This window comes from Tessaracoccus rhinocerotis (assembly GCF_007197885.1).
Classification (GTDB): domain Bacteria; phylum Actinomycetota; class Actinomycetes; order Propionibacteriales; family Propionibacteriaceae; genus Arachnia; species Arachnia rhinocerotis.
In genome coordinates, this window is sequence record NZ_VKKG01000005.1 from 126,601 (window position 1) to 152,359 (window position 25,759).

Sequence of the window (25,759 nt, forward strand, 5' to 3'; positions counted from 1 at the left end):
CCGGGCTTGGAGAAGTGCATGGTATCGGTTAATGTGTTCGGGCCCCTGTTCCCGACGATTGGATGATTCGTGGATTCCTGGTCGCGCCGCTGACCCGCGTCGTAGCCGTTGAGCATGCCTGCTCCGGTTCGGCGCAAGCCCGACCAACCCAGGAGCATCCATGCACACCACTGACTCAATCGTCCTGTCCGGCCTCAGCTTCGGCTTCGACCCGCTCGGTCCGCCGCTGCTCGACGGGCTGAACGCCACCATTCCTCCCGGCCGCACCGGCGTCGTCGGGCGCAACGGGACGGGAAAGACCACCCTGCTTCGCCTGCTGTCCGGGGAGCTGAGACCCACCGCCGGTCACCTGGAGACCCCCGGTGCCGTCATCCGCCTGCGTCAGGACCTGCTCCAGCGCCCTGAGGCGACGGTGGCCGAACTCCTCGGCATCGACCACGTCCTGGGAGCCCTGCGCGCGATCGAGGCAGGCAGCCTCGAGCAGACGGACTACGACACCGTGGGGCAGGACTGGGACGTCGAGGCGCGTGCAATCGCGCTCCTGGCGCGACGCGTCCCGAGCCTGCACGCCGACGGTGTCCTCGACCGAACCGCGGCCACGCTCTCGGGTGGCGAACTGATGCTGACGGCGATGTGTGGACTCGAGCTGGCAGGCGGCGCCGTCGCCCTGCTCGACGAACCCACCAACAACCTCGACGCCCGGTCCCGCGAGGCGCTACACCAAGCCGTGCGGGAGTGGGACGGGACCCTGCTCGTGGTCAGCCACGACGTCACCCTGCTGAACCTCGTCGACTCCATCCTCGAGCTGCACGAGGGCAGGCTCACCCTGCACGGCGGGAACTTCGACGCCTACCAGGAGCACCTCGCGGCGGAGCAGGCAGCCGCCGAGCAGGCCGTCCGGGCAGCGGAACAGAAGCTGCGGACCGAGCGCAGGGAGCGCGACCACGTGCAGACGGCCATGGCAAGGCGCGAGCAGAAGAGCCGCAAGGACTACGTGAACAAGCGGGCACCACGCATCACCATGAAGTCGTGGGCCGAGAAGTCCGAGAAGGTTCGTGCGGCCGAGAACATCAAGGCTGCCGAGAAGGTGGCCGAGGCCGCCGCAGCGGTGGGCGCGGCCGAGGAGCGGGTCCGGGCCGACCGTTCGATCCGGGTCGACATCGTCGACCCGGGAGCCGCCCGAGGACGACGGCTGGCGGAGCTGGTGGGCACGAACCGGACCGTGCACGTCACCGGCGGGGACCGAATCGGCCTCGTCGGCGACAACGGGGTTGGCAAGACCTCCCTCGTTCGGCACCTGCTCCATCCCTTGGAGCCGAGGCACACACCCGCCGCGGGCAGGTTGCTGACCACCCGGTACGGACACCTCGACCAGCGGTTGGAACTCGACGACGCCGCAACCGTCCTCGAGGTGGTGCGCCGGGCCGCGCCGGAGCGGCAGCCGCAGGAGGTGCGCGGCGCCCTGGCGAGGTTCCTGCTGCGCGGCGAGGCGGTGGACCGAACCGTCGCCACGTTGTCCGGTGGGGAACGCTTCCGGGTCGCCCTCGCGCGGCTGCTGCTCGCCGACCCGCCGCCGGAGTTGCTCATCCTCGACGAGCCCACCAACAACCTCGACCTCGACAGCGTCGGACAACTCGTGGACGCCCTGCGCTCCTACCGCGGCGGGCTGCTCGTGATCAGCCACGACCAGCACCTCCTGGCGCGACTGGAACTCGACCAGGTGGTTGAACTCGACCGGACCGGCGCACTGACGGAGCACGGCGCGCCGTGACGGTCAGCGCTCAGGCCTGGTTCTCCAGCACATGGAAGGCCGGCTCCTCGTAGGGGTGCGCCTCCCGCAGGGCCGCGACGACGTGGGCGCGGATCTCGCGCGGGAAGGTGAGCTCCACCCGGTTCTCGTCGACGTGCGTCAGCTGATCGAGGTGGCCGATGGTCGGGTCGGCGCCGGCGAGCGGCCGGAACTGGCCGCGGCCGGGCGCGACGAAGGCGCAGGAGTCGTAGTCCCCAACCCGGCCGGCGCCGGCCTCGAACAGGGCCGCGAGCACGGCGTCGGTGTCCGCCACCGGGACGTAGAACACGAGCACGTCGAGGCCGCCCATGTCAGCGCCGCGTCAACTGGACGATGTGCTCGACCACCTCGTCGGGGCCGATGTGCGTGGAGTCGATGACCGTCACACCTTCGGCGGCCTCGGTGAAGTTGGTGACGCGCGAGTCGTCGCGGTCGCGTCGGATCACCTGGTCGGTGACGGCGGTCTCGTCCACCCTCTCCCCCAGTTCGGCCCTCCTGCGGGCGACGCGCGCGTCCGGGTCGGCGACGAGCAGCACCCGGACCTGTGCGTCGGGGGCGACGACAGTGGTGATGTCGCGCCCCTCGACGACGATGCGGCGCCCGTGGGCGGCGATGATCTCGCGCATCTTGCGGATCAGGAACTTCCGCACCTCCGGGATGGCGGCCACGGTGGAGACGTTCTCGGAGATCCGGGGCTCGCGAATGGCGTCGGTCACGACCTCACCGTCCACGCTCACGCGCGGCTGGTCCGGGATCGTGGCGATCCTCAGGTCCGTGGACACGGCGAGGCTCCGGATCCCCTCGGTGTCGGAGGCGTCGAGCCCGGAGCGCAGGTACGCCCACGCGATGGCGCGGTACATGGCGCCGGTGTCCAGGTAGGCCAGACCCAGGCGTTGCGCCAGCAGCCTCGCCGTCGTGGACTTGCCGGACCCGCTGGGTCCGTCGATCGCGATGACCATGGGTCCGGTCATGTGTGCCTCCATCTCGGCGGACCAGGCGGTCCAGCCCCGGTCGGTGAGGTCTGCGCGCAGTTGCTCGCCCTTCGACTGCGCGACGGAGATGGACAGGTAGCCCACCTCACGGACTGCGTCGTGGCTGAGGTCGAAGTCCTCGACGTTGAACCCCATCTCGCCGACGTCCCCGAACAGCCGGGCCAGGGCGCGCGGCTCGTCCGGGATCTCCACCGTGACCTCGACGACGTCCTTGGGGGCACGGCCGTGCTTGCCGGTCAACGAGCGGGCGCCGCTCTGGCCGATGCGGAGGCACTCCTCGAGCAGGTCCGGCCGGTCCAGGACGGAGATCAGGTAGGACAGGTCCTCGGCGACCTCCTCCAGTTCCTCCCGCACCGCCGCGGCGTTGGTGGTGATGATCTGTCGCCACATCGCGGTGTCGGAGCCGGCGATCCGGGTGACGTCGCGGATGCCCTGTCCGGCCAGGCGCAGGTGCTCCCCCGGGACCTCGCGCAGGTGGCTGGCGGTCAGGATGCTCATCAGGTGGGGCACGTGGCTGACCTGGGCGACAGCCTCGTCGTGCGCGGCGGGGCTCAGCTCGACGACGCGCGCGCCGGTGAGCGAGGCGAGGTCACGGATGGTGGCCACGCTCCGGTCGGGGTTCGCGGGCGACGGCGTGATCACCCATGTGCGGTCCTGGAACAGCTCGGCGGTGGCAGTCAGGGGGCCGCTGAACTGGGAACCCGCCATCGGGTGCGATGCGACGTAGCGCCCGTGGTGCGCACTGGTGCGGCCGACCTCGTCCACGATCGCCGCCTTCACCGAGCCGACGTCGGTGACCACGGCGAGGGGGAACCGTTCCAGGGCCTCGCGGACGACGCCCGCGATGGTCGCCGGTGGTGTGGCGACGACGACCACGTCGACCTCGTCGGCCCGCGGCGGCGTGATCCGGCCGGCGCCCATGCCGGCGGCCACCCGGGCGTGGGACTTCGAGCGGTCCTCGAGGTGGACGTCGACGCCGGCGCGGGTCAGCGCGAGCCCGAGCGAGGAGCCGACGAGCCCGGCCCCGATGATCAGTACGCAGGTCATTGGGCCTCGACCAGCCATTCCTCGAGCTGTCTCCCGGTCACGCGGTGGAAGGTGCGGCGACTGCCGCGGCCTCGCTCCAGCACTGCCACCTCGAGCGCATCGGCACCGAGCGGCCCGTCCTCCGAAAGTGCGGCACGCGCGAGCCGGACGGCCGCCGGCAGGTCCGTGGCACCCTCCCCGTCGAGCCCGGCGCGGACCCGGGCTGCGATGCCGTCGGAGTCCCGGCCGAGGACGGCGAACCGGTGGTGCTCGGAGATGCTGCCGTCGTAGGAGATCTGGAACAGCACGTCCCCGGCGGCCTCGAATCCGAGCTCCGCGACGACCAGCTCCACCTCGTAGGGCTTCTCGGCACCGGAGAACGCCGCACCCAGCAACTGGGAGTACTGGCCGGCGAGTCCACGCGCCGTGACGTCACGGCGGTCGTAGGAGTAGCCGCGCAGGTCGGCCTGCCGGATCCCGGCCACGCGCAGCGCCTCGAACTCGTTGTAGCGGCCGACGGCGAGGAAGCCGATGCGGTCGTAGATCTCGGCCACCTTGTGCAGGCTGTCGGAGCGGTTCTCCGCGACGAGCGCGATCCCCGCGGGGCTGCTGAGCGCCAGGACGGAGCGGCCGCGCGAGATGCCCTTGCGGGCGAACTCCGCGCGATCCTGCATCAGCTGGTCGGGCGACACGTAGAAGGGGGCGGACATCACAGCGCTCCTGCTCGAGGGCCGTCGGGACGGTACGCCCTCGCCGCCAGGATCTCCTCGGCCAGCGGACGCAGCTCCTCGATGTCGAACCGCCGTACGCCGTGGGCCGTCACGCTCATCACCAGCGGCAGGATCCCCCGGGTGAGGTCGAGGCCGGAGGTGGCCGAGTCGTCGTCGGCGGCATCGTAGAGCGACTGGAGCAGGGCGAGGGCCGCCTCGCGTTCGCCGGCGCGGGGGTCGTGCAGCTTCTTGAGCGCACCCCTGGCGAACACAGCACCGGAACCCACGGCCGCGAAGCTCTGCTCCTCGTAGCGACCACCCGTCGCGTCGTAGGAGAACATCCGGCCCCGCCCGGCCTGCGGGTCCCATCCCACGAACAGCGGCAGCACGCCAAGCCCCTGCATGGCCTGCGGCAGGTTGGCGCGCAGCAGCGTCCCGAGCCGGTTCGCCTTGCCGTCGAGGCTGAGCTCTGCGAACTCCACCTTCTCGTAGTGCTCCAGTTCCACCTGGAACAGGCGCACCAGGTCGACGGCAAGCCCGGCCACGCCGGCGATCCCGATCACCGAGTGGCGGTCGGCGCCGAAGACCTTCTCGATGTCGCGCATCGCGATGGTGGAGCCCAGCGTCGCGCGGCGGTCCCCCGCCATCAGGACGCCGCCGTCGAAGGCTGCGGTGACGATGGTGGTGCCGTGGACGGCGCCCTCGCCGGGTACCGGGGTGGGCAGCGCCCCAGGGGCCACGCGTGACACGTAGTCCCTGAACGACGCGGGATTGCCCTCGTGCATCGATTCGCCTCCTGTGTGGTTGCCCAGCCGATCCTAGTGGAGTCGCCGCGATAGGTTTGCCCCCATGATGCGCATCGTCCCGGCCGCCTTCGACCTGTTGCTCGTGCTGGTGTTCGCCACCATCGGCCGCGCCACGCACGGCGGCGACCTCACCCCGCTCGGCATCCTCCAGACCGCGTGGCCGTTCGTCGTGGCCTGCCTGTTCGGCTGGGTGGTCGTCAACCTGCTCGACGACGACGGCTTCGGGTTCCGCTCGGCCCTGGTGGTGTGGCTGGTCACGCTGTTGGGTGGGATGGGCCTGCGGATCCTCGCCGGCGGAGGCGCGGCGCTGCCCTTCGTGCTCGTGGCCACACTCGTGCTGGCCGCGGCGCTGTTCGGGTGGCGCCTGGTGGCCGGGCTGGTCCGGCGCGGCGGGGCTCAGTCGTCTGCCGCTGTCCCCTCGTCCTGAGGCTGCTCCTCCTGGACCGACTCGGCCTGGGCGGCCGCGCCCGGGATGTTGGCCGGCCTGGGGCCGGTGTAGTCGGGGCCGTAGGCGCCGGGCGCCGGGCGACGCTTGCGCATGGGCGCCTGGACCCCGGGCGCCAGGCGGCGTGAGATCACCAGGAACCCGGTGTGCCCGGAGGTGCCGTGGCCCGGCCTGATCGCCAGTCCCTCGGCGTGCCAGTCCCGCACCGTGGTCTCCGTCAGGTGGGGTTCGGTGAAGCCGCCGTGCGCGCGCAGGGTGTCGGCCACGCGCCCGAGCTGGGTGGAGGTGGCCACGTAGCAACAGACCACGCCGCCGGCCACCAGGCGCTCGCCCACGGCGTCGATGCACTCCCAGGGTGCGAGCATGTCGAGGATCACGCGGTCGAGTGGCTCGTCGGTGATCGACTCCACGAGGTCCCCGACCGTGAGCCGCCAGGCCGGGTGCGGACCGCCCACCCAGGTCTCCACGTTCTTGCGCGCCACGTCGGCGAACTTCTCGCGCCGCTCGTAGGAGTGCAGGCTTCCCTCGGGGCCGATCGCCCGCAGCAGCGCCAGCGAGAGGGCGCCGGAGCCGACACCGGCCTCCAGGACGCGCGCGCCCGGGAAGATGTCGGCCCACATCAGGATCTGGGCGGCGTCCTTCGGGTAGACGACGGCGGCCTCGCGGGGCATGGACACCATGAACTCGCTGAGCAACGGCCGGAGCACCAGGTACTCCATCCCGCCCACGGAGGTCACGACGATGGCGTCCGGACGGCCGATCATGTCGTCGTGGCTGACCGCGCCGCGGGTGGTGTGCCAGACGGCCCCCTCCCGCAGGACGAGGGACTTGCGTCGCCCCTTCGGGTCGGTGAGGGTGACGCGGTCCCCCGCCTGGAGTGGGCCGTCGGTGACGCCGGAGAGATTCATCTGCTTCTTTCGTTCCAGACCGCCACCAGATCCGCCCAGGTGGTGGACCTGAGACCGTTGGTGGAGACCTTCATCCTCGGATGCGGCTCGAGTTGAGCCAGAGCCGGTACAGCATAGACCACCGCGCCCGCGGCGAGCGCCGCCTGCGACCCCGGCACGGAGTCCTCCAGCACGATCACGTCGGCGGGATCCACCCCCAGGCGAGCCATCGCCTGCAGGTAGCCCTCGGGATCCGGCTTGCTCTGCCTCACGTCGTCGGAGGTGACCACGAAGCTCACGGTCGGTGGCAGGTGGTCCATCACGGGTGCCATCACCCTGCGGCTGCTGGCGGTGACGATCGCGCTCGGGACCCCGGCGGCGTCGATCTGCTCAAGCAGGTCGTGCGCGCCCGGGAGCCAGGACAGACCCTCCCGGATCCGGGCGACGACCCCCTCCTCGGCGCGGTCGTGGAAGTGGGTGGCCTGCTCCGGCTCGCCAAGCGCCTCGGCCACCAGCTCGGCCGTGGTCATGGCCCCGACCCCGATCAACGACTTCATCTTCTCGTCGTCCCAGTACAGGCCGTAGGTTGCCAGCAGTGACTGCTGGACCTCCGTCCAGACGGTCTCGGTGTCGGCCAGCGTGCCGTCGAAGTCCCACAGGACGGCGGCGGGGGTGCGATTCTCGGACATGGCCTCCGAGCCTACTTCGCGTTGAAGTACTTGGCCTCCGGGTGGTGCAGCACGATCGCGTCGGTCGACTGCTCGGGGTGCAGCTGCAGCTCCTCACTCAACTCAACGCCGATCCGGTGGGGTTCAAGCAGTTCCACCAGCTTCACGCGGTCCTCGAGGTCCGGGCAGGCCGGGTAGCCGAAGGAGTAGCGCGACCCGCGGTAGGCCTGGTCGCGGATGGCCGCCTCGACCTCTCCCTCACCCGTGAGGCCCAGCTCCTGCCGGGTGCGGTGGTGCCAGAACTCGGCGAGCGCCTCCGTGAGCTGCACGGACAGGCCGTGGAGCTCGAGGTAGTCGCGGTAGTTGTTGTTCTCGAACAGCTTCGCGGTGCCCTTGGCCACCTCGGATCCCATGGTGACGAGCTGCATGGCGAGCACGTCGGGACCGAGCTCGGCGGCCTCCTCCTTGTTGCGGAAGAAGTCGGCCAGGCACAGGTGCCGGTCGCGTCGCTGCCGCGGGAAGGTGAACCGGGTGAGCTCGCGGGTCGGGTCCTGCGGGTCCCCGACGACGAGGGTGCGTCCCTCGCTGTGGACGGGCCAGTAGCCGTGCACCACCCCGAAGTTGGCGAGGTTGTCGGTCTTGATCCGGTCCATCCACATCCGCAGCCGGGGAAGCGCCTCGGTCTCGACGAGCTCCTCGTAGGAGGCACCGTCGCGGGTGCCGCGCAGGCCCCACTGGCCCATGAACGTGGCGCGGTGGTCGAGCCACTCCGCGACGTCGGCCAGCGCGATCCCCTTGACCACCCTCGAGCCCCAGAACGGTGGGGTGGGCACGTCGATGCGGCGCGCGACGTCGGAGGTGGGCAGCGAGTCCATGTCCACCACCTCCTCCACGAACGTCTTGGTGTGCCGACGCTTGCGCGGCTCGGGCAGCTTGGCTCCGGGAACGCCCTGTTTGACGGCCATCACGGCGTCCATGAGGGCGAGCCCCTCGAAGGCGTCCTTGGCGTAGCGGACCTGGCCCTCGAACATGTCGCCGAGGTCGTGCTCGACGAACGTCCGGGTCAGTGCGGCACCGCCGAGGAGGACGGGGTACTTGTCCGCGAGCCCGAGGCGGTTGAGTTCGGCGAGGTTGTCCTTCATCACCAGGGTCGACTTCACCAGCAGCCCGGACATGCCGATGACGTCGGCCTTGTTCTGCTCGGCGGCCTCGACGATCGCGTTGATGGGCTGCTTGATGCCGATGTTGATCACCGTGTAGCCGTTGTTGCTCACGATGATGTCGACGAGGTTCTTGCCGATGTCGTGGACGTCGCCGCGCACGGTCGCGAGCACCAGGGTGCCCTTGCCCGCGGAGTCCTCCACCTTCTCCATGTGCGGCTCCAGGTGGGCGACGGCGGTCTTCATCACCTCGGCGGACTGGAGCACGAACGGCAGCTGCATCTGGCCGGAGCCGAAGAGTTCGCCGACCACCTTCATGCCGGCCAGGAGGTCCTCGTTGATGATGTCGAGCGCCGGCTTGGCCTCCAGCGCCTCGTCGAGGTCGGCCTCCAGGCCCTTGGCCTCGCCGTCGATGATGCGTCGAGAGAGGCGCTCCGCGAGGGGCAGCGCGGCGAGTTCCGCGGCCCGGGTGGCCCGTGCGTCGGCCGCGGTGACGCCCTCGAACAGCTCGAGGAACCTGGTGAGCGGGTCGTACCCGTCGCGGCGTCGGTCGTAGACCAGGTCCAGCGCCACCTCCCGCTGCTCCTCGGGGATGCGGTCCATCGGCAGGATCTTCGCGCTGTGGACGATGGCCGAGTCCAAGCCCGCGGCGACGCACTCGTTCAGGAACACCGAGTTCAGGGTGATGCGGGCGGCCGGGTTGAGGCCGAAGGAGACGTTGGAGACGCCGAGGGTGGTATGGACGCCGGGGTACTTCTGCTTCAGCTCGCGGATGGCGTTGATGGTCTCGATGCCGTCGCGCCGGGTCTCCTCCTGCCCCGTGGCGATCGGGAAGGTGAGGCAGTCCACGAGGATGTCGCCGACGTCCATGCCCCAGTTGCCCGTGAGGTCCTCGATGAGCCGGGAGGCGACGCGCACCTTCCACTCGGCGGTGCGGGCCTGTCCCTCCTCGTCGATGGTCAGCGCGACGACGCCGGCGCCGTGCTCCCTGACCATCGGCATCACCCGACCGAACCGGGACTCGGGTCCGTCGCCGTCCTCGTAGTTGACGGAGTTGATGATGCAGCGACCGGCGAGCCGTTCGAGGCCGGCCTGGATCACCGGCGGCTCGGTGGAGTCCAGCACGATCGGCAGCGTCACGGCGGTGGCCAGCCGGGACGCGATGGTGTCCATGTCCTTGGCGCCGTCTCGGCCGACGTAGTCGATGCACAGGTCCAGCACGTGGGCGCCGTCGCGGGCCTGGGCCTTGGCGATCTCCACGCACTCGTCCCAGTTCTCGACCAGCATGGCCTCACGGAACGCCTTGGAGCCGTTGGCGTTGGTGCGCTCGCCGATGTTGAGGTAACTCGCGTCCTGTGTGAGCGGCACCTCGATGTAGAGGCTGGAGACGGATCGCTCGAGGTCCGGGGTGCGCTCCTTCACGGGCTGGCCGCTGAACCGCTCGGACAGGAGGCGGATGTGCTCGGGCGTGGTGCCGCAGCAGCCGCCGATGACGTTCATCCCGAACTCCTCGAGGTACTGGCCGAGCGCGTCGGCCAGCCCTTCGGGGGTGAGCGGGTAGCGGGCGCCGTCGGCCGTCAGCTCGGGCAGGCCGGCGTTGGGCATGACGCCGATGGCGATGTTGGCGCGGCGCGAGAGGTGGCGCAGGTGCTCGCTCATCTCGGCGGGACCCGTGGCGCAGTTGAGGCCGATCACGTCGACGCCCAGGGCCTCGAGGCTGGTCAGGGCCGCCCCGATCTCGGAACCCAGGAGCATCGTGCCCGTGGTCTCGACGGTGACGTTGACGAAGATCGGGAGTTCAACGCCCAGCTTCGCGCGGGCGCGCTTGGCTGCGATGACCGCGGCCTTGGCCTGCAGCAGGTCCTGTGCGGTCTCGATCTGGACGGCGTCGATGCCGCCGGCCACCATCGCCTCCACCTGGAGCTGGTAGGCGTCGCGGATCTCGGCGAACCGGACGTGGCCGAGGCTGGGGAGCTTGGTGCCGGGCCCCACGGAGCCGAGCACGTAGCGCGGCTTGTCCGGGGTGGAGAACTCGTCGGCCACGCCACGGGCGATCCTCGCGGCCGCCAGGGCCAGCTCCTCGAGGCGGTCGGTGATGCCGTACTCGTTCAGCGCGGCGAGGTTCGTTCCGAAGGTGTTGGTCTCGACGCAGTCGGCGCCGGCCTCGAAGTAGGCGCGGTGGATCTGGGCCACGATGTCTGGCCGGGTGACGTTGAGGATCTCGTTGCAGCCCTCGAGGTCCAGGAAGTCGTCGGCGAGGCTCAGGTCACCGAACGACTGCAGCATCGTTCCCATGGCTCCGTCGGCGACGAGGACACGGGACTGCAGGGCGTTCAGGATTGAGGTCGACATGGTGCCCAACACTAGCCCTCGCGGCCGTGTCCGCCCGACCGCGTTCGCGCACAGCCGAGACGGTGGCGAGTCGCCGACTGGGGTAGCCATGCCCCGCGTCCTATGATGGAGGAATGCAGTTCGAGCGTCTGGGAGATCTTCGCGACCCGGCCGTCGTGATCGCCTTCAGCGGTTGGAACGACGCCGGCAACGCGGCGAGCGACAGCGCGCTCTACTTCCTCGAGAAGTACCCGAACGAGGAGTTCGGTCGGATCGACGACGAGCGCTACTACGACTTCCAGGCCACCAGGCCCAACGTGCGACGCGCCCCCGACGGCCCTTGGCTGCAGTGGCCGCACACCACCCTCCAGCTCGTGCGCCACCCGGACCGGGACCTGCTCGTGGTCGTCGGACCCGAGCCCAGTCTGCTTTGGCGCTCCTACGTCCACGAACTGGTGGACCGGATCAAGCTCGTCGAGCCCGGGATGGTGGTGCTGCTCGGCGCCATGCTGAGCGACACCCCCCACTCGAGGCCGCTACCGGTGAACATGTACAGCTTTGACTCCGGCCTGCGTGACCGGTTCACGCTGGGAACCTCCGAGTACGAGGGCCCCACGGGCATCATCGGGGTGGTCAACCAGTTCCTGATGGTGGAGAACATCCCCACCATCTCCCTGTGGGTCTCGGTGCCGCACTACGTCGCCACCCCGCCCAACCCGAAGGCGCAGCAGGCCGTGCTGACCCAGCTCTCTGACGCGTTGCAGATCTCCCTGGAGCTGGACGACCTCCCGGCAGAGGCGGACAAGTGGACCGCCGCCGTGGACGAGCTCAGCCAGGAGGACCCGGACGTGGCCGAGTACATCGAGCAGCTCGAGGAGGCCAAGGACGCCTCGGACGTCGAGGACGCCACCGGCGACGCCATCGCCGCGGAGTTCGAGCGCTACCTGCGCGGCAGGCAGGGCCCCGATGCCGGTTCGGGCGAGAACCGGGGCTGACCATGGACCGGGCCGACGGCCGGCCAGATGATGCTTCTCGATAGGGTGTCGCCATGCGCATCACCCCCAGCATCCTCAACGCAGACTTCGCCAACCTCGGGGCCGAGATCGCCCGGATCCCCGACGCCGACGCCATCCACGTCGACGTGATGGACTACCGGTTCGTGCCGAACCTGACGATCGGGCTACCCGTGGTTGAGGCGATCAGGAAGTCGACGCAGCAGATGCTGGACATCCACCTGATGATCGCCGACCCGGATCGCTGGGCGCCCTCCTACGCCGAGGCCGGCGCCGAGTCCGTCACCTTCCACGTGGAGGCCGCGAAGGCCCCGATCCGGCTTGCCCGCGAGCTTCGACGACTCGGGGCGCGCGCCTCGCTGGCGCTGAACCCCGCCACGTCCATCGACTCCGTCGCGGATGCCCTCGGCGAGGTGGACATGGTGCTGCTGATGACGGTGGAACCGGGCTTCGGCGGCCAGAAGTTCCTCGACCTGGTGCTGCCGAAGATCCGCCGCACCCGAGAGCTCCTCGGCGAGCGGGACGTCTGGATCCAGGTGGACGGCGGCGTCTCCGTGGAGACCATCGAGCGGTGCGCCGAGGCCGGCGCCGACACGTTCGTGGCCGGCTCGGCCGTCTACTCGGCGGATAATCCCAACGCGATGGTCAACCGCCTGCGCGAGCTCGCCGTCGCGGCCTGCGCCCACTGAACCGACGCCCAGCCGTCACCTCCGGCGCAGCAGGGCAAGGAACATCGCGTCCGTGCCGTGCCGGTGGGGCCACAACTGGACGAAGTCCCCGTCGGCGGCGTCCAGCTCACCCGGCAGGTGGTCGGCCGCGTGCAGCAGCTCCACGCCCGGCTCCCCCGCCAGCACGTCGGAGACGACGTCGCGGGTCTCGGCCCGGTGCGGTGAACAGGTCACGTAGGCCACCACTCCCCCGGGCATCGTGACATCGAGGGCCGAGCGCAAGAGTTCGCGCTGCAGTCCGGCGAGCTGGGCCACGTCGTCGGCGCTGCGCCGCCAGCGCGACTCGGGCCGACGCCGCAACGCCCCGAGACCGGTGCACGGGGCGTCGACCATCACGCGGGCATAGGGGCCCTGCTCACTGAACGCACCCGGGTCACGGCCGTCCGAGCACACCACCTGCGCGGTGCCCGCTGGATAGGCCGTGAGCGCCTGCTCCACCAGCTGCGCCCGGTGCTCTGCCACCTCGTTGGCCACCAGTACCTGGCCGGCCTCGCGCGCCAGGCCCGCGAGCAGGGCCGCCTTGCCGCCGGGGCCGGCGCACAGGTCGAGCCACGGCCCCTCGGGCGCCTGCACCCGGGCCAGGGCCCACGCCACCAGCTGCGAGCCCTCGTCCTGGACGCCGGCGCGGCCGTCGCGAACGGGCTCCAGGCTCGCCGGCTGCCCCTCGAAGGAGGCACCGAAGGGGGAGAACCGCGTGGGTCGCGCACCGAGCGCCACGAGTTCGTCGCGCTGCAGGAGTCCCGGACGGACCACCAGGGTTGGCACGGGTGGGACGTTGTTGGCGGCCAATGCCTCGGCCACCTCCTCGGCGGGGAGGACCTCGGCGTAGGCGTCGGCCACCCACCTCGGGTGGTGCCCGTTCAGGTCCAGGTCCGTGGCCCACTGCTCCAAGGTCCTTGCCGCCACCTTGCGCAGGATGGCGTTGACCACGCCGGTGACGCGCTGCCCGACGGTCTCGCGGGCCAGGTCGACGGTGGCTGCCACGGCGGCGCGGTCGGGAACGTCCATGCTGAGCACCTGGTGCGAACCGAGCCGCAACAGGTCCACCACCGCGGGCTGCAGGGTGGAGAGCGGCCGCCCCCCGGCGGCTTCGATGATCTGGTCGTAGCTGCCCATCAAGCGGCAGGTGCCCGAGACCAGCTCGGTCACGAACCCGGCGTCCCGGGTGTCGAGGCCAGCCGTCGCCAGGCGCTTGGCGAGGGCGAGGTTGGCGTAGGCGTCCTCGCCGGTGACCTGCCTCAGCACGTCGAACGCGACCCGGCGTGGGCTGCTGGGCTGCGTGGCCATCATGACAGCACCGCCCCGGAGTGGCCGCCGCGGGCCCAGTCCGCCGCGGTCATCCGCTTCTTCCCGGCGGCCTGCACCTCCTGCAGCTCGAGGAGTCCGTCACCTGTTCCCAGCAGGACGCGGTTCTTCCGCAACAGCAGTTCACCCGGGGCCAGGGCGGTGGCGTCGTCGACGACCGCAGCCCGGTAGATCTTGAGGCGCTCGCCGTCCAGCTCGCACCACGCGCCCGGATCGGGGGAGCACCCCATCACCTGGTTGCGAAGCTCGGCGGCGCTCCTGCCGAAGTCCAGGCGCGCCTCCTCGACGGTGATCTTGGGAGCCAGGGTGATGCCCTCGGACTCCTGCGCAACGGGCTCCTCGCCGGCCGCGATCGCGTCGACGGTCTCCACCAGCTGCGCGGCACCCGACTCCGAGAGGTGGGCCAGGACCTCCCCGGCGGTGGCATCGGGCATGGGCTGGGACTCCATCCGGTAGACGTCGCCCGCGTCGAGTTCCTTCACGATCCGGAAGCAGGCGGTTCCGGTCTCCTCGTCACCCGCCATGATGGCGCGCTGCACGGGCGCGGCGCCGCGCCAGCGCGGCAACAGCGAGAAGTGGAGGTTGACCCAGCCCAGGCGCGGGATGTCCAGGACTGACTGCGGCAGCAATCCGCCGTAGGCCACGACGGGGCACAGGTCGGGTGCGAGCTCGGCCAGACGGGCCTTGAACGCCTCGTCGGACGGCTTGGCGGGCTTGAGGACCTCGAGCCCCAGCTCGGCGGCGCGCTGCCCCACCGGCGACGGCGTCAGCTTGCGCCCGCGCCCCGACGGCGCGTCGGGCCGGGTGACGACGGCCACCACCTCGTGCTCGGAGGCCAACAGCGCCTCCAGCGGCGGCAGCGCCACCTCGGGGGTTCCTGCGAAGACCAGTCTCATGCCTACTCCATCACCTCGGGGTCCACCTGGATGTACAGCCTGCCACCTTCCTTGCGCGCGGACCTGATCGCGGCGGCGGCCTTCACTCGGGACACGAGCTCCTTGCCGCGCTCGAGCGGCACGCGCAGCAGGGCGGCGAACTCCGGCTCCGGTCCGCCACGCAGCTCCGTGGGGCCGAGGATGTCCACCTGCTCGAACGGGTCGTTGTCCAGGAACTCGGCCAGGGCGTCGGGGTCCCCACCCACCCGGACCACCTTCGCCGACGGCGGCAGCCCGACGGCGGCGCGCTCGGCCAGTTCTCGCTCCATGAAGCCGCCGACGTCGCCCCGCACCAGGGCCTGGAGCGTGGGGTGTTGCGGAGTGCCCACGGCCACCACGGTGCCGCCCTCCTCGGGGCTGCGGCACAGCGCCATGGCGTTCAGCCAGCGCCGCAGGGACTCCTCCTCCACCCGGAGGTCGGGGCGCGCCAGCATCAGGCCGGTGTCCAGGAGCAGCACACCGGCGTAGCCGTGCGGAGCGAGGGGTTCGGCGCCGGGGGTGGCGACGACGATGGCGGAGGTGTCTGGCACCTCGGGGCGGATCGAGTCGGACGAGCTGTTGACGGCCAGCGCCCCGGGGAACGCCCGTGCGAGCTCCTCGGCCGTCCGTGCGGCCCCGGCGACGGTGGAGCGCAGTTCGCTGCCGTGGCAGTGCCGGCACTCCCAGCGGGCGGGCTGGTGCCCGCACAGCGAGCAGGAGACAACTCCCTTGGACCGCATCCGCAGCGGGGCGCTGCACTTGCTGCAGAGCGCCTGGTTGCCGCAGCGTCGACAACTCAGGGACGCGGAGTGCCCCGACCGCGGCACCTGCACCAGCACCGGTCCCTGCGGGAGCCGGTCGCGCAGGAACCGGAACGCGTCGGAGGGCAGCCGCAGCCGGGCGGCGGTGGGCTCGCGGGCCGGGTCGTCCCCCACGATCCGAACCGGCGGGCTCACCCGGCGGGTCTGTGCCGGAGTCATGGCGATGGGGTGCAGCCAGCCGGACGCGATGAGACCCTGCGCCTCGGCTGAGCGGGCGTGCGAGGCGAACAGCAGCGCCGAGGACGACTGGACGGTGCGCAGCACCGCCACCGTTCGGGAGTGGGGGTAGGGGGCGCGCAGCTCGGCGTGCGTGTCGGAGCCGTCGTCCACGACCACCACCAGGCCCAGGTCCCGCACCGGCGCGAAGGCTGCGCTGCGCGTCCCCACGACCACCCGCGCCTGCCCGCGCGCTGCGGCGAGGTAGTTGCGGTACCTGGCGGAGCGGCCGAGGTCGGCGCTGAGCGTGGCCACGGCGCTGGCCCCGAACGCCTGGCACAGCCGGGCGTGGGCCTGCTCGAGCTCCCGGGCCGTGGGCACCACGACGACGGCGCTGCGGCCAGAGGCCACCGTGGCGGCCACCGCCTCCACCACGCCGCCGAGCAGGTCACCCGGCGCCGCCGAGGTGGGCGGCACCTGCCAGAACGCACGCGGGTTGCCGCCGGAGGCGATGGCGCCGAGGAAGCCCTCGCCGTCGTCGAAGCGGGGCAGCACCGTCGGCGGGTCGGCCTCCTTGGGATCGGGCCACTCCCGCTGGTTCGCCTTCTCCGTCGCGCCGTGGCGGGGCGGGATCGCGAGCCGGGCGACGTCGGTCCAGACGCCCGCGTAGTGGTCGGCGACGTTGCGCAGGAGCTCGTAGAGCTCGGGGGTGAGGATGGGCTCGGAGGAGACGACGGCGTGCAGCTTGGACAGCTTCATGCCGGGCTCGGGTTCGCCGAAGTCCACCAGCCAGCCGTCGCGAAGCTGCCCGCTGAACCGGACCCGCACCCGGACGCCGGGCACCGCCGCCTCCGCCAACTCCTCAGGGACGGCGTAGTCGAACAACCGGTCCAGGTGGGCGAGGGGAATGTCGACGGCGACCCGCGCCACCCTGGGTGGCTGCGGGTCGCCGATCAGCGCCGGTGCGGCTTGCGACATCTCCGCTCCGCTATCCCTTCACCGCCCGGGCGAGGGCCTCGGCGCGGTCGGTGCGCTCCCAGGTGGCGTTGGCCACCTCGCGACCGAAGTGGCCGTAGGCGCTGAACTCCCGGTAGATGGGGCGCAGCAGTTCGAGGTCACGGATGATGGCGCCGGGGCGCAGGTCGAACGTGGCCAGGACGGCATCGCGGATCTGGTCGTGCGGCACGGCCTCGGTGCCGAAGGTGTCCAGGTAGAAGCCGACGGGATGGGCTTTGCCGATGGCGTAGGCCACCTGCACCTCGCAGCGCTTCGCGAGCCCTGCGGCCACCACGTTCTTGGCCACCCAGCGCATGGCGTACGCCGCCGAGCGGTCCACCTTCGAGGGGTCCTTGCCGGAGAACGCGCCCCCACCGTGGCGGGCCATTCCTCCGTAGGTGTCGACGATGATCTTGCGGCCCGTGAGGCCGGCGTCCCCCATCGGGCCGCCGATGACGAACTTGCCGGTGGGGTTCACGAGCACCCGGTCCGGCGCGGGGAACCCGTACTGCTCCAGGACGGGTGCGATCACGTGGCGCTCGATGTCCGGCCGGATCACTTCGTCGAGGGAGATCCCGTCGGCGTGCTGCGTCGAGACCACCACGGTCTCCACGCCGGTGGCGCGGCCGTCGGAGTAGACGACGGAGGCCTGCGTCTTGCCGTCGGGACGGACGTAGGCCAGGGTCCCGTCCTTGCGGACCTCCGTCAGGCGCTCCGCGAGGCGGTGTGCGAGGTCGATCGGCAGCGGCATCAGGGACGGTGTCTCGTCACAGGCGTAGCCGAACATCAGGCCCTGGTCGCCGGCGCCCTGGTGGCTGCCGGCGTCGGTGTCGTGCTCCACGCGGGCCTCGTAGGCGGAGTCGACACCCTGGGCGATGTCCGGGGACTGGGCGCCGATGGCAACGGACACGCCGCAGGACGCGCCGTCGAATCCCATCGCGGACGACGTGTAGCCGATGTCGAGGATGCGCTGCCGCGCGATCTGTGCGACGTCGGCGAAGCCGGTGGTGTTGACCTCGCCGGCCACCACCACCAGACCGGTGGTGACGAGCGTCTCGACGGCGACGCGCGCGCCCGGGTCCTGCTCGAGCAGGGCGTCCAGGACGGCGTCGGAGATCGAGTCGGCGATCTTGTCGGGGTGTCCCTCCGTGACTGACTCGGAGGTGAACAGACGACTCATTGTTGCTCCTTGTGTGGCGACAAGCCACGATCGGTTTTGGGCGGTGGCAACAAGCCACCAAACCCCGCGTGCTGCGGGGAAATCCTTCAGGAGGTGGTCAGGAGGCGGGGTCGGGCGTCGTCGAGTCCGCGAACGGGTCGACGAACGAGAACGCCGGATCGGCATCGGCCTCGGCGGCTGCCGCTGCCTCGGCCTCGGGGTCGATGTCGGTGTACTCGAGCAGGCCTTCCTTGATCTCGCGCAGGGCGATGGACAGCGGCTTCTCCTGGGGTGCGGCGGAGACGAGCGGGCCGACGTTCTCCAGCAGGCCCTCGCCGAGTTGTGAGTAGTAGGCGTTGATCTGGCGTGCACGCTTGGCCGCGAAGATCACCAGCCGGTACTTCGAGTCGATGGACTCGAGGAGATCGTCGATCGGCGGGTTGGTGATGCCTTCGGGATGGATGCTCAAGGTTGACCTCTGATCAGAGTTGTGGAACTGCCTGTGGTCACAAGCCCATCAAGCTTATCAAATTGGCCACGGTTTCCTCGACGTCGTCATTCTCCACCACTTCGTCGGCTTCCGCCATGGCCTCGAGCTCGAGCTTGGCCGTCTCCAGCCTACGGCTCTGGGCCTCCTCGTCCTCGGTGCCGCGCCCCCGCAGCCGCTTGACCAGCTCGTCCCAGGAGGGCGGCTGCAGGAAGACGAGCTTGGCCTCGGGCAGGTTCTCCTTGACCTGGCGCGCCCCCTGCAGGTCGATCTCGAGGACGACGGGGCGGCCCTGCGCCAGCGCCTCCTCGACGGCGCGGCGCGGGGTGCCGTAGCTGTGCAGCCCGTGCACCACGGCGTGCTCCAGCATCTCGCCGGCGTCCACCAGCTCGCGGAAGTGCTCGTCGGAGACGAAGTGGTAGCTCACCCCGTCGGTCTCGCTCGGGCGCGGCTTGCGTGTGGTCATCGACACCGAGAAGAACACCTCCGGTCGCTGCCTGCGCAACGCTGCACAGACCGTTCCCTTGCCAACCCCACTGGGGCCGGAGATCACCCAGACCGATGCGTTCTTGTTGTCCACCCGGGACAGCTTAGCCACGGCTCAGGCGAACATCTCCTTGAGTCGCTCCACCTGGTGGCGCCCGAGTCCCCGGATGCGGCGGTTCGGGGCGATCTGCAGGCTCTCCATGATCTCCTGGGAGCGGGTGATCCCGACTCGCGGGAGGGCGCGCAGCAGGTCGACCACCTTGACGCGCGAGAGGACTTCGTCGTCGGCTGCGTGCTCGAGCGCCTGCCCGAGCGTCATCTTCCCCGTGCGGACCTTCTCCTTGAGGTCCGCGCGCGCACGCCTGGCCGCGGTTGCGGCGCTGCGGGCGGACTCGAGCTGCTCGGGGCTCAACTGCGGAATGGCCATGGCGTACTCCAGTTCGATGTCACCCGAGTCCTCGGGTGTGCCAACACTTTCGAGCAATGTAGCCCGCGGCAACCACTGTTAGCGCGAACACCTCGAAGGTTGGTGCGAAATCGATATGACCGCGCCTCGGGCGGGCTCAGCCGAGCTGTTCTGACTGTTCCAACAGCCGTGTCGCACGGGCCACGAGTTGTCCCCGGCCAGCACCGATGACCTCCCGGCTGGCGGTCGGCAGGACCAGTGCGGAGGCGTCTCCGAAGACCCTCCGGACCGATTCGATGGTGCCGCCCTGCGCCCCGATGCCGGGTGTCAGGATGGAGCCGTTGAAGCCGGAGACGTCGCAGCCGAGGTCCTCGTGGGTGGCGCCCACGACGAGGCCGACGGCATGGTCCCAGCCGGGGTTTCCCGCCGCGACCGTGTCCACCACGTGCTGCGCGACGCTGACGCCGTCGACGACGCCGGTCTGGATCGCGTGGCCGTCGGGGTTGGAGGTGCGGGCCAGGACGTAGAGACCGCGCCCCGCCGCGACCGCCTTCTCGATGGCGGGGGCGAGCGAACCGACGCCCAGGTACGGGCTGACGGTGATGGCGTCGGCCCGCAGCGGGGAGTGGTCGTCGAGGTAGGCGCTGGCGTAGCCGGCCATCGAGCTGCCGATGTCGCCGCGCTTCACGTCGAGCAGGGAGAGCGCGCCGGCGTCGCGGATGTCTGCCAGGACGCGCTCCAGGACGGCCACGCCGGCGGAGCCGAAGGCCTCGAAGAACGCGGACTGGGGCTTGAACACGGCCACCTTCTCCCCCAGCTCCTCGACGATTCCGCGGGCACACGCCTCGAGCCCGGCCAGGTCGCGGCCCAGGTCCCACGCCTCCAGCACCGAGGGCATCGGGTCCACGCCGACGCAGAGGCGGCCGCGCGCCGCCGTCAGCTCCTCAAGCCTTGTGCGGTAGCTGCTCATAGCTCTCCAGTTCCCGGATTCCGCGGATCAGTGCGGTCCCTTCGTAGATGAATCCCGTGTACAGCTGGACGAGTCGAGCTCCTGCGTCGAACATCCGGGACGCGTCGCAGGGCGTCATGATCCCGCCGACCCCGATCACCGGCAGGCGGGTGCCGGCGGCGACGTCCTCGACGAAGCGCAGCGCACGCTCGGTCAGGGGCGCCCCACTGAGCCCGCCGGCCTGCTCGCCCAGGACGCGGTCGGCGGGTGCGAGGTGGTCCCTGGACAGCGTCGTGTTGGTGGCGATGATCCCGGCGGCGCCCGAGTCGTTGATGACGGCCAGCGTCTCGCGCAGCTGCACCGGCTCGAGGTCGGGCGCGAGCTTGACGAAGATGGGCGTCGGGCGCCCGGACAGGCGCGCGGTCTCCGCCACCAGCGCCGCCAGCAGGGCGGCCAGTTCCTCGGCCCCCTGCAGGTCCCGCAGCCCCGGGGTGTTGGGGCTGGAGACGTTGACCGCGAAGTAGTCGGCGTAGAGTTCCAGCGCTCGCAGCGAGTGCAGGTAGTCGTCGGTGGCCCGGTCCAGCGGCACCACCTTGGTCTTGCCGATCGAGATGCCCAGCGGGATCCCGACGGCGTGGTTGCCGCGACGCACGCCCAGCAGGTGGAGACGCTCGGCCATGGCCTCGGCGCCGGAGTTGTTGAAGCCCATCCGGTTCACCAGTGCCCGCGACTGCTTCAGGCGGAACACGCGCGGCTTCGGGTTGCCCGGCTGGGCCTGGCCCGTGACGGTCCCGAGTTCGGCGAACCCGAAGCCGAGCCTCGCCCACGCCCCGGCCGCGCGTCCGTCCTTGTCCATGCCGGCCGCGAGGCCGACCCGGTTCGGGAACCGGATGCCGGCGACGGTGACGGGGTCCGCCACCGCCGCGCGCCCACCCGAGGGCAGCCTGGAAAGCAGCCCGATAACGTCCTCGTGGACCCGCTCGGCGTCCCCGCGGCGCAGGCGGAAGAACAACGGGCGGAGCCCCAGCTGGTACGCGGTGCGCATCAGCCTCGTGGGGACGGACGGGTCAGTCATCGGGCGGCTGCCGCCCATTCCTGCAGCGACTGCACCTCGAGGCCACCGCGGCGGAGCGCCTCGATGCCCTGCACCGCCGCGGCGAGGCCGGGCACGGTCGTCACGCACGGCACGTCGGCCAGCACGGCCGCGGTGCGGATCAGGTAGCCGTCCTCACGGGGCGAGGCACCGTCGACGTTGCTGCCCTGCGGCGTGTTGAACACGAGGTCGATGTCGCCGCTGCTGATCAGCTCGACGATGGTGGGGGCGGTGTCGCCATCCTCCCGCTCGGAGAGCTTGTGCACCTCGGTGACCTCCACGCCGTTGCGGCGCAGCACCGAGGCCGTGCCGCTGGTGGCCATCAGCTTGAACCCGAGGTCTGCCAGCCGCTTGATCGGCCACAGCGCGTGCCGCTTGTGGCGGTTGGCGACGGACACGAACACGGTGCCGCTGGTCGGCAGTGGCCCGCCCGACGCGGCCCAGGCCTTCGCGTAGGCCGTGCCGAAGTTGTCGGCCAGGCCCATCACCTCTCCGGTGGAGCGCATCTCGGGGCCCAGGACGGTGTCCACGAAGGCGCCGGTGGAGGTGCGGAACCGGTTGAACGGCATCACGGCCTCCTTCACCGCCACTGGGGCGCCGGGGCGCGTGGTCGAGCCGTCGCCCTCGGCCGGGAGCAGCCCGGAGTCGCGCAGGTCCTGGATGGACTCCCCCAGCATGATCCGGGCGGCGGCCTTGGCCAGCTGGATGCCCTTTGCCTTGCTCACGAACGGCACGGTGCGCGACGCACGCGGGTTGGCCTCGAGGACGTAGACGGTGTCCGCGTGCAGGGCGAACTGGATGTTCAGCAGACCGCGCACCCCCACCCCGTCGGCGATCAGGTGGGTGGCCTCGCGGATGTGCTCCACGACGGCGTCGCCAAGGGTGATCGGCGGCAGGGAGCAGGCCGAGTCACCGGAGTGCACGCCTGCCTCCTCGATGTGCTCCATCACGCCGCCCAGGAAGAGCTCCTCGCCGTCGTAGAGGGCGTCGACGTCGATCTCCACGGCGTCGTCGAGGAACCGGTCCACCAGCACGGGCGAGTCCTCGGTGACCTCGGTGGCGTTCGAGATGTAGCGCTCGAGGGCGGCGTCGTCGTAGACGATCTCCATGCCGCGGCCGCCCAGCACGTAGCTGGGGCGCACGAGCACGGGGTAGCCGATCTCCGCGGCGATGGCCTTCGCCTCCGCGAAGGAGCTGGCCATGCCGTGCTTGGGTGCCGGCAGCCCGGCCCGGCTGAGGAGGCGGCCGAAGGCGCCGCGCTCCTCGGCCAGGTTGATGGCCTCCGGGCTGGTGCCAAGGATCGGCACGCCCGCGTCCTTCAGGGTCTGCGCGAGCTTGAGCGGCGTCTGGCCGCCGAGCTGGCAGATGACCCCCACCACGGGGCCGGCCTTCAACTCGGCGTGGTAGATCTCGAGCACGTCCTCGGCGGTGAGCGGCTCGAAGTAGAGCCGGTCGGAGGTGTCGTAGTCGGTGGAGACCGTCTCGGGGTTGCAGTTGACCATTACGGCCTCGTAGCCGGCCTCCCGCAGCGCCATGGTGGCGTGGACGCACGAGTAGTCGAACTCGATGCCCTGGCCGATGCGGTTGGGTCCCGAACCGAGGATCAGGACAGCAGGCTTCTCGCGGGACGGGACCTCGGTCTCCTCGTCGTAGGAGGAGTACATGTAGGGGGTCCTGGCCTCGAACTCGGCGGCGCAGGTGTCGACCGACTTGAAGACAGGGCGGATTCCCAGCGCCCACCGCACGCCGCGGATGACGTCGGTGCTGTGGTTGCGCAGCTGCGCGATCTGGGAGTCCGAGTAGCCGTGCTTCTTGGCCTTGCGGAGCACCTCGGCGGTCAGCTCGGGAGCGTCGGCCACCTCGACGGCCAGGTCGCGCAGCAACTCGAGCTGGTGGATGAACCAGGGGTCGATCTTGGTGGCCTCGTAGACCTGCTTGGTGGTGGCACCCTGCTGCAGGGCCTGCATCACGAGCCGGATGCGGCCGTCGTGCGGACGGGCGGCGTCGGTGAGCAGGTCGGTCACGGAACGCTCGGCGGGCGCAGCGTAGTCGAAGGGCGCCGAGGCGTCCTCCATGGAGCGCAGCGCCTTCCCGAGGGCCTCGGTGAAGTTGCGGCCGATGGCCATCACCTCGCCCACGGACTTCATGTGCGTGGTGAGCGTGGAGTCGGCGGCCGGGAACTTCTCGAACGCGAACCGCGGCACCTTGACGATGACGTAGTCGATGACCGGCTCGAACGCGGCCGGCGTGACCTGGGTGATGTCGTTGGTGATCTCGTCCAGGGTGTAGCCGACGGCGACCTTGGCCGCGATCTTGGCGATCGGGAAGCCGGTGGCCTTGGAGGCGAGCGCGGAGGACCTGGACACGCGCGGGTTCATCTCGATGACGATCATGCGCCCGGTGTCGGGCTCGATGGCGAACTGGATGTTGCAGCCGCCGGTGTCGACGCCCACCGCGCGGATGATCGCGATGCCGACGTCGCGCATCCGCTGGTACTCGCGGTCGGTGAGGGTCATGGCCGGGGCGACGGTGATGGAGTCGCCGGTGTGCACGCCCATCGGGTCGAAGTTCTCGATGGAGCAGACCACCACCACGTTGTCCGCGGTGTCGCGCATCAGCTCCAGCTCGAACTCCTTCCACCCGAGGATGGACTCCTCGATCAGGACCTCGGTGACGGGGCTGGCGGACAGGCCCGCACCAGCGATCTGGCGCAGCTCGTCGGCGTCGTGGGCGAACCCGGAGCCGACCCCGCCCATGGTGAAGCTGGGGCGCACGACGACGGGGAACCCGAGGGTGTCGGCGGCCGTGAGCACCTCTTCCATGGAGTGGCAGATGAAGGACTTGGCCACCTCGGGCGGACCGCCCGGGACGTCCAGTGCGAGGCAGATGTCCTTGAACTCCTCGCGGTTCTCGCCGCGCTGGATGGCCTCCACGGAGGCGCCGATCAGCTCGACCCCGTACTTCTCGAGGATCCCGGCCTCGTCGAGCTTGATCGCCGCGTTCAGTGCGGTCTGGCCGCCGAGGGTGGCCAGCACCGCGTCGGGGCGCTCCTTCGCGATGACGCGCTCCAGGAACTCCGTGGTGATGGGCTCGACGTAGGTGGCGTCTGCGAAGTCCGGGTCCGTCATGATCGTGGCGGGGTTGGAGTTCACGAGGACCACCCGGAACCCCTCCTCGCGCAGCACCCGGCACGCCTGGGTGCCGGAGTAGTCGAACTCGCAGGCCTGACCGATGACGATGGGGCCGGAGCCGATGACGAGGATCGATTCAATGTCCTGGCGACGGGGCATCAGGCTTCCTTCCCGGCGTTGGCCGCCAGCATCTCGACGAAACGGTCGAACAGGTGGGTGGAGTCGTGCGGGCCTGCGGCCGCCTCGGGGTGGTACTGCACGGAGAACCCGACCCGCCGCCCGTCGCGTCGCAGCTCGAGACCCTCGACGACGTCGTCGTTGAGGCAGACGTGGCTGACCTCTGCCGTGCCGTACGGGGTCTCGACGTGCTCCCCGATGGGGGCGTCGACGGCGAAGCCGTGGTTCTGCGCGGTGATCTCGACCTTGCCGGTGGCGAGGTCCTTGACGGGCACGTTGAGGCCGCGGTGGCCGAACTTGAGCTTGTAGGTGCCAAAGCCGAGTGCGTGGCCGAAGAGCTGGTTGCCCAGGCAGATGCCGAAGTAGGGGATCCGGTTCTCCAGCACATTCTTCAGCACCGCGATCGGGCCGGTGGCCGCTGCTGGGTCGCCCGGGCCGTTGGAGAAGAACACCCCGTCGGGGTTGGTGGCCTCGACGTCGGCCCAGCTCGCGGTGGCGGGCAGCACGTGCTGCTCGATGCCGAGCTCGGAGAGCCGCGACAGCGACATGGACTTGATGCCGAGGTCCAGCACGGCGACCGTGTACTTCTTCTCGCCGCGCGCGGGGATGACGTAGGCCTCGTCGATGGTGACCTCGCCGGTCAGGTCGGCGCCCTCCATGGACGGCTGCTGCAGGACCTTGGCCAACAGCGACTTCTCGTCGAGGTCGGTGGTGGAGATGCCGACGCGCATGGCCCCGGCCTCGCGGATGTGGCGGGTGAGGGCGCGGGTGTCCACGTCGGCGATCCCGACGACGCCCTGCCGCGCCAACTCGGCGTCGAGGCTCCCCTTGGAGCGCCAGTTCGACGGGCGGGGGGCGGGGTCGCGGACCACGAAGCCTGCGACCCAGATGCGGGAGGACTCGTCGTCCTCGTCGTTCCAGCCGGTGTTGCCGACGTGCGGCGCCGTGGTCAGGGCCACCTGCTTGTGGTAGCTGGGGTCGGTGAGGAGCTCCTGGTATCCGGACATGCCGGTGGAGAACACCAGCTCACCGAAGGCCTCGCCGGCCGCGCCGAAGGATCGACCACGAAATACGCGTCCGTCCTCCAGAACCAAGATTGCGGGTTGAGAACTCATGCGTACCTC

The 25,759-nt window shown here is 70.6% G+C and carries 20 protein-coding genes and 2 pseudogenes; 4 read left to right on the forward strand and 18 right to left on the reverse strand.

All coding sequences use genetic code 11. From position 1 onward, the window contains the following. Nucleotides 1-160: 160 nt before the first annotated feature. Nucleotides 161-1,771 (forward strand): ABC-F family ATP-binding cassette domain-containing protein, encoded by a 1,611-nt coding sequence (locus FOJ82_RS12340; protein ID WP_143938795.1) that lies wholly within the window; start codon nt 161-163, stop codon nt 1,769-1,771. A gap of 10 nt (nt 1,772-1,781) precedes the next feature. On the opposite strand, the gene FOJ82_RS12345 is transcribed toward FOJ82_RS12340, so the two are convergent. The 5 genes and pseudogenes from FOJ82_RS12345 to prcB all read right to left on the reverse strand — a co-directional run bounded on the left by FOJ82_RS12345 (nt 1,782) and on the right by prcB (nt 5,302). Continuing rightward, nucleotides 1,782-2,099, reverse strand: a complete 318-nt coding sequence (locus tag FOJ82_RS12345) for a YqfO family protein (RefSeq protein WP_143938796.1) — start codon at nt 2,097-2,099, stop codon at nt 1,782-1,784. A 1-nt stretch (nt 2,100) separates the two neighbouring features. Then, nucleotides 2,101-2,760, reverse strand: coding sequence for a (d)CMP kinase (cmk, locus tag FOJ82_RS12350; protein ID WP_246099889.1), 660 nt, complete (start codon nt 2,758-2,760; stop codon nt 2,101-2,103). An 18-nt stretch (nt 2,761-2,778) separates the two neighbouring features. Beyond that, nucleotides 2,779-3,846, reverse strand: a pseudogene (locus FOJ82_RS12355) (prephenate dehydrogenase); the annotation flags it as partial. Continuing rightward, on the reverse strand, nt 3,825-4,517 hold the full coding sequence (gene prcA / locus FOJ82_RS12360; RefSeq protein WP_143938797.1) for a proteasome subunit alpha: 693 nt from the start codon (nt 4,515-4,517) through the stop codon (nt 3,825-3,827). The pseudogene FOJ82_RS12355 and the gene prcA, both read right to left, overlap by 22 nt. Further along, nucleotides 4,517-5,302, reverse strand: coding sequence for a proteasome subunit beta (prcB, locus tag FOJ82_RS12365; protein ID WP_143938798.1), 786 nt, complete (start codon nt 5,300-5,302; stop codon nt 4,517-4,519). The genes prcA and prcB overlap by 1 nt, the downstream gene beginning before the upstream one ends. Nucleotides 5,303-5,366: 64 nt before the next feature. Here prcB and FOJ82_RS12370 point away from each other — a divergent pair, with 64 nt between their 5' ends. Then, nucleotides 5,367-5,750 (forward strand): DUF3054 domain-containing protein, encoded by a 384-nt coding sequence (locus FOJ82_RS12370; protein WP_143938799.1) that lies wholly within the window; start codon nt 5,367-5,369, stop codon nt 5,748-5,750. On the opposite strand, the pseudogene FOJ82_RS17055 reads toward FOJ82_RS12370, so the two are convergent. Beyond that, nucleotides 5,720-7,344: pseudogene (locus tag FOJ82_RS17055) on the reverse strand (HAD-IA family hydrolase). The gene FOJ82_RS12370 and the pseudogene FOJ82_RS17055 sit on opposite strands and share 31 nt — an antisense overlap. Nucleotides 7,345-7,355: 11 nt before the next feature. Then, nucleotides 7,356-10,835 carry a methionine synthase gene (metH, locus tag FOJ82_RS12380; protein WP_143938800.1) on the reverse strand — a complete coding sequence of 1,160 codons (3,480 nt, stop codon included), beginning with the start codon at nt 10,833-10,835 and terminating at the stop codon, nt 7,356-7,358. A gap of 113 nt (nt 10,836-10,948) precedes the next feature. Here metH and FOJ82_RS12385 point away from each other — a divergent pair, with 113 nt between their 5' ends. Both FOJ82_RS12385 and rpe read left to right on the forward strand, forming a co-directional pair. After that, a complete protein-coding gene (locus tag FOJ82_RS12385; protein WP_143938801.1) occupies nt 10,949-11,809 on the forward strand; it encodes a PAC2 family protein in 861 nt (286 codons plus the stop codon). A gap of 53 nt (nt 11,810-11,862) precedes the next feature. After that, entirely contained in the window at nt 11,863-12,516 is a 654-nt protein-coding gene (rpe, locus tag FOJ82_RS12390; protein ID WP_143938802.1) for a ribulose-phosphate 3-epimerase, read from the forward strand. 15 nt (nt 12,517-12,531) lie between these two features. Here rpe and FOJ82_RS12395 read toward each other — a convergent pair whose 3' ends face one another. The 11 genes from FOJ82_RS12395 to carA form a co-directional block, all read right to left on the reverse strand. Next, nucleotides 12,532-13,845: an RsmB/NOP family class I SAM-dependent RNA methyltransferase gene (locus tag FOJ82_RS12395; RefSeq protein ID WP_143938803.1), complete on the reverse strand. Its 1,314-nt coding sequence runs from the start codon at nt 13,843-13,845 to the stop codon at nt 12,532-12,534. Continuing rightward, nucleotides 13,842-14,756 (reverse strand): methionyl-tRNA formyltransferase, encoded by a 915-nt coding sequence (gene fmt, locus FOJ82_RS12400; RefSeq protein ID WP_143938804.1) that lies wholly within the window; start codon nt 14,754-14,756, stop codon nt 13,842-13,844. The genes FOJ82_RS12395 and fmt overlap by 4 nt, the downstream gene beginning before the upstream one ends. 2 nt (nt 14,757-14,758) lie before the next feature. Beyond that, nucleotides 14,759-16,729, reverse strand: a complete 1,971-nt coding sequence (locus tag FOJ82_RS12405) for a primosomal protein N' family DNA-binding protein (protein WP_143938805.1) — start codon at nt 16,727-16,729, stop codon at nt 14,759-14,761. Nucleotides 16,730-16,739: 10 nt separating this feature from the next. Then, nucleotides 16,740-17,927, reverse strand: coding sequence for a methionine adenosyltransferase (gene metK / locus FOJ82_RS12410; RefSeq protein WP_143938806.1), 1,188 nt, complete (start codon nt 17,925-17,927; stop codon nt 16,740-16,742). A 97-nt stretch (nt 17,928-18,024) separates the two neighbouring features. Further along, entirely contained in the window at nt 18,025-18,375 is a 351-nt protein-coding gene (gene rpoZ / locus FOJ82_RS12415) for a DNA-directed RNA polymerase subunit omega (RefSeq protein WP_246099873.1), read from the reverse strand. A gap of 37 nt (nt 18,376-18,412) precedes the next feature. After that, nucleotides 18,413-18,982 carry a guanylate kinase gene (gmk, locus tag FOJ82_RS12420; RefSeq protein WP_221933162.1) on the reverse strand — a complete coding sequence of 190 codons (570 nt, stop codon included), beginning with the start codon at nt 18,980-18,982 and terminating at the stop codon, nt 18,413-18,415. 12 nt (nt 18,983-18,994) lie between these two features. After that, nucleotides 18,995-19,306, reverse strand: a complete 312-nt coding sequence (gene mihF / locus FOJ82_RS12425) for an integration host factor, actinobacterial type (RefSeq protein WP_185975780.1) — start codon at nt 19,304-19,306, stop codon at nt 18,995-18,997. 136 nt (nt 19,307-19,442) lie between these two features. Then, complete coding sequence (pyrF, locus tag FOJ82_RS12430) at nt 19,443-20,255, reverse strand: orotidine-5'-phosphate decarboxylase (RefSeq protein WP_143938808.1); 813 nt, start codon at nt 20,253-20,255, stop codon at nt 19,443-19,445. Continuing rightward, entirely contained in the window at nt 20,230-21,309 is a 1,080-nt protein-coding gene (locus FOJ82_RS12435; protein ID WP_143938809.1) for a quinone-dependent dihydroorotate dehydrogenase, read from the reverse strand. Before FOJ82_RS12435 ends, pyrF begins: the two co-directional genes overlap by 26 nt. Then, complete coding sequence (gene carB, locus FOJ82_RS12440) at nt 21,306-24,617, reverse strand: carbamoyl-phosphate synthase large subunit (protein WP_143938810.1); 3,312 nt, start codon at nt 24,615-24,617, stop codon at nt 21,306-21,308. The genes FOJ82_RS12435 and carB overlap by 4 nt, the downstream gene beginning before the upstream one ends. Further along, nucleotides 24,617-25,750 carry a glutamine-hydrolyzing carbamoyl-phosphate synthase small subunit gene (gene carA / locus FOJ82_RS12445; protein ID WP_143938811.1) on the reverse strand — a complete coding sequence of 378 codons (1,134 nt, stop codon included), beginning with the start codon at nt 25,748-25,750 and terminating at the stop codon, nt 24,617-24,619. Before carA ends, carB begins: the two co-directional genes overlap by 1 nt. Nucleotides 25,751-25,759 lie beyond the last annotated feature (9 nt).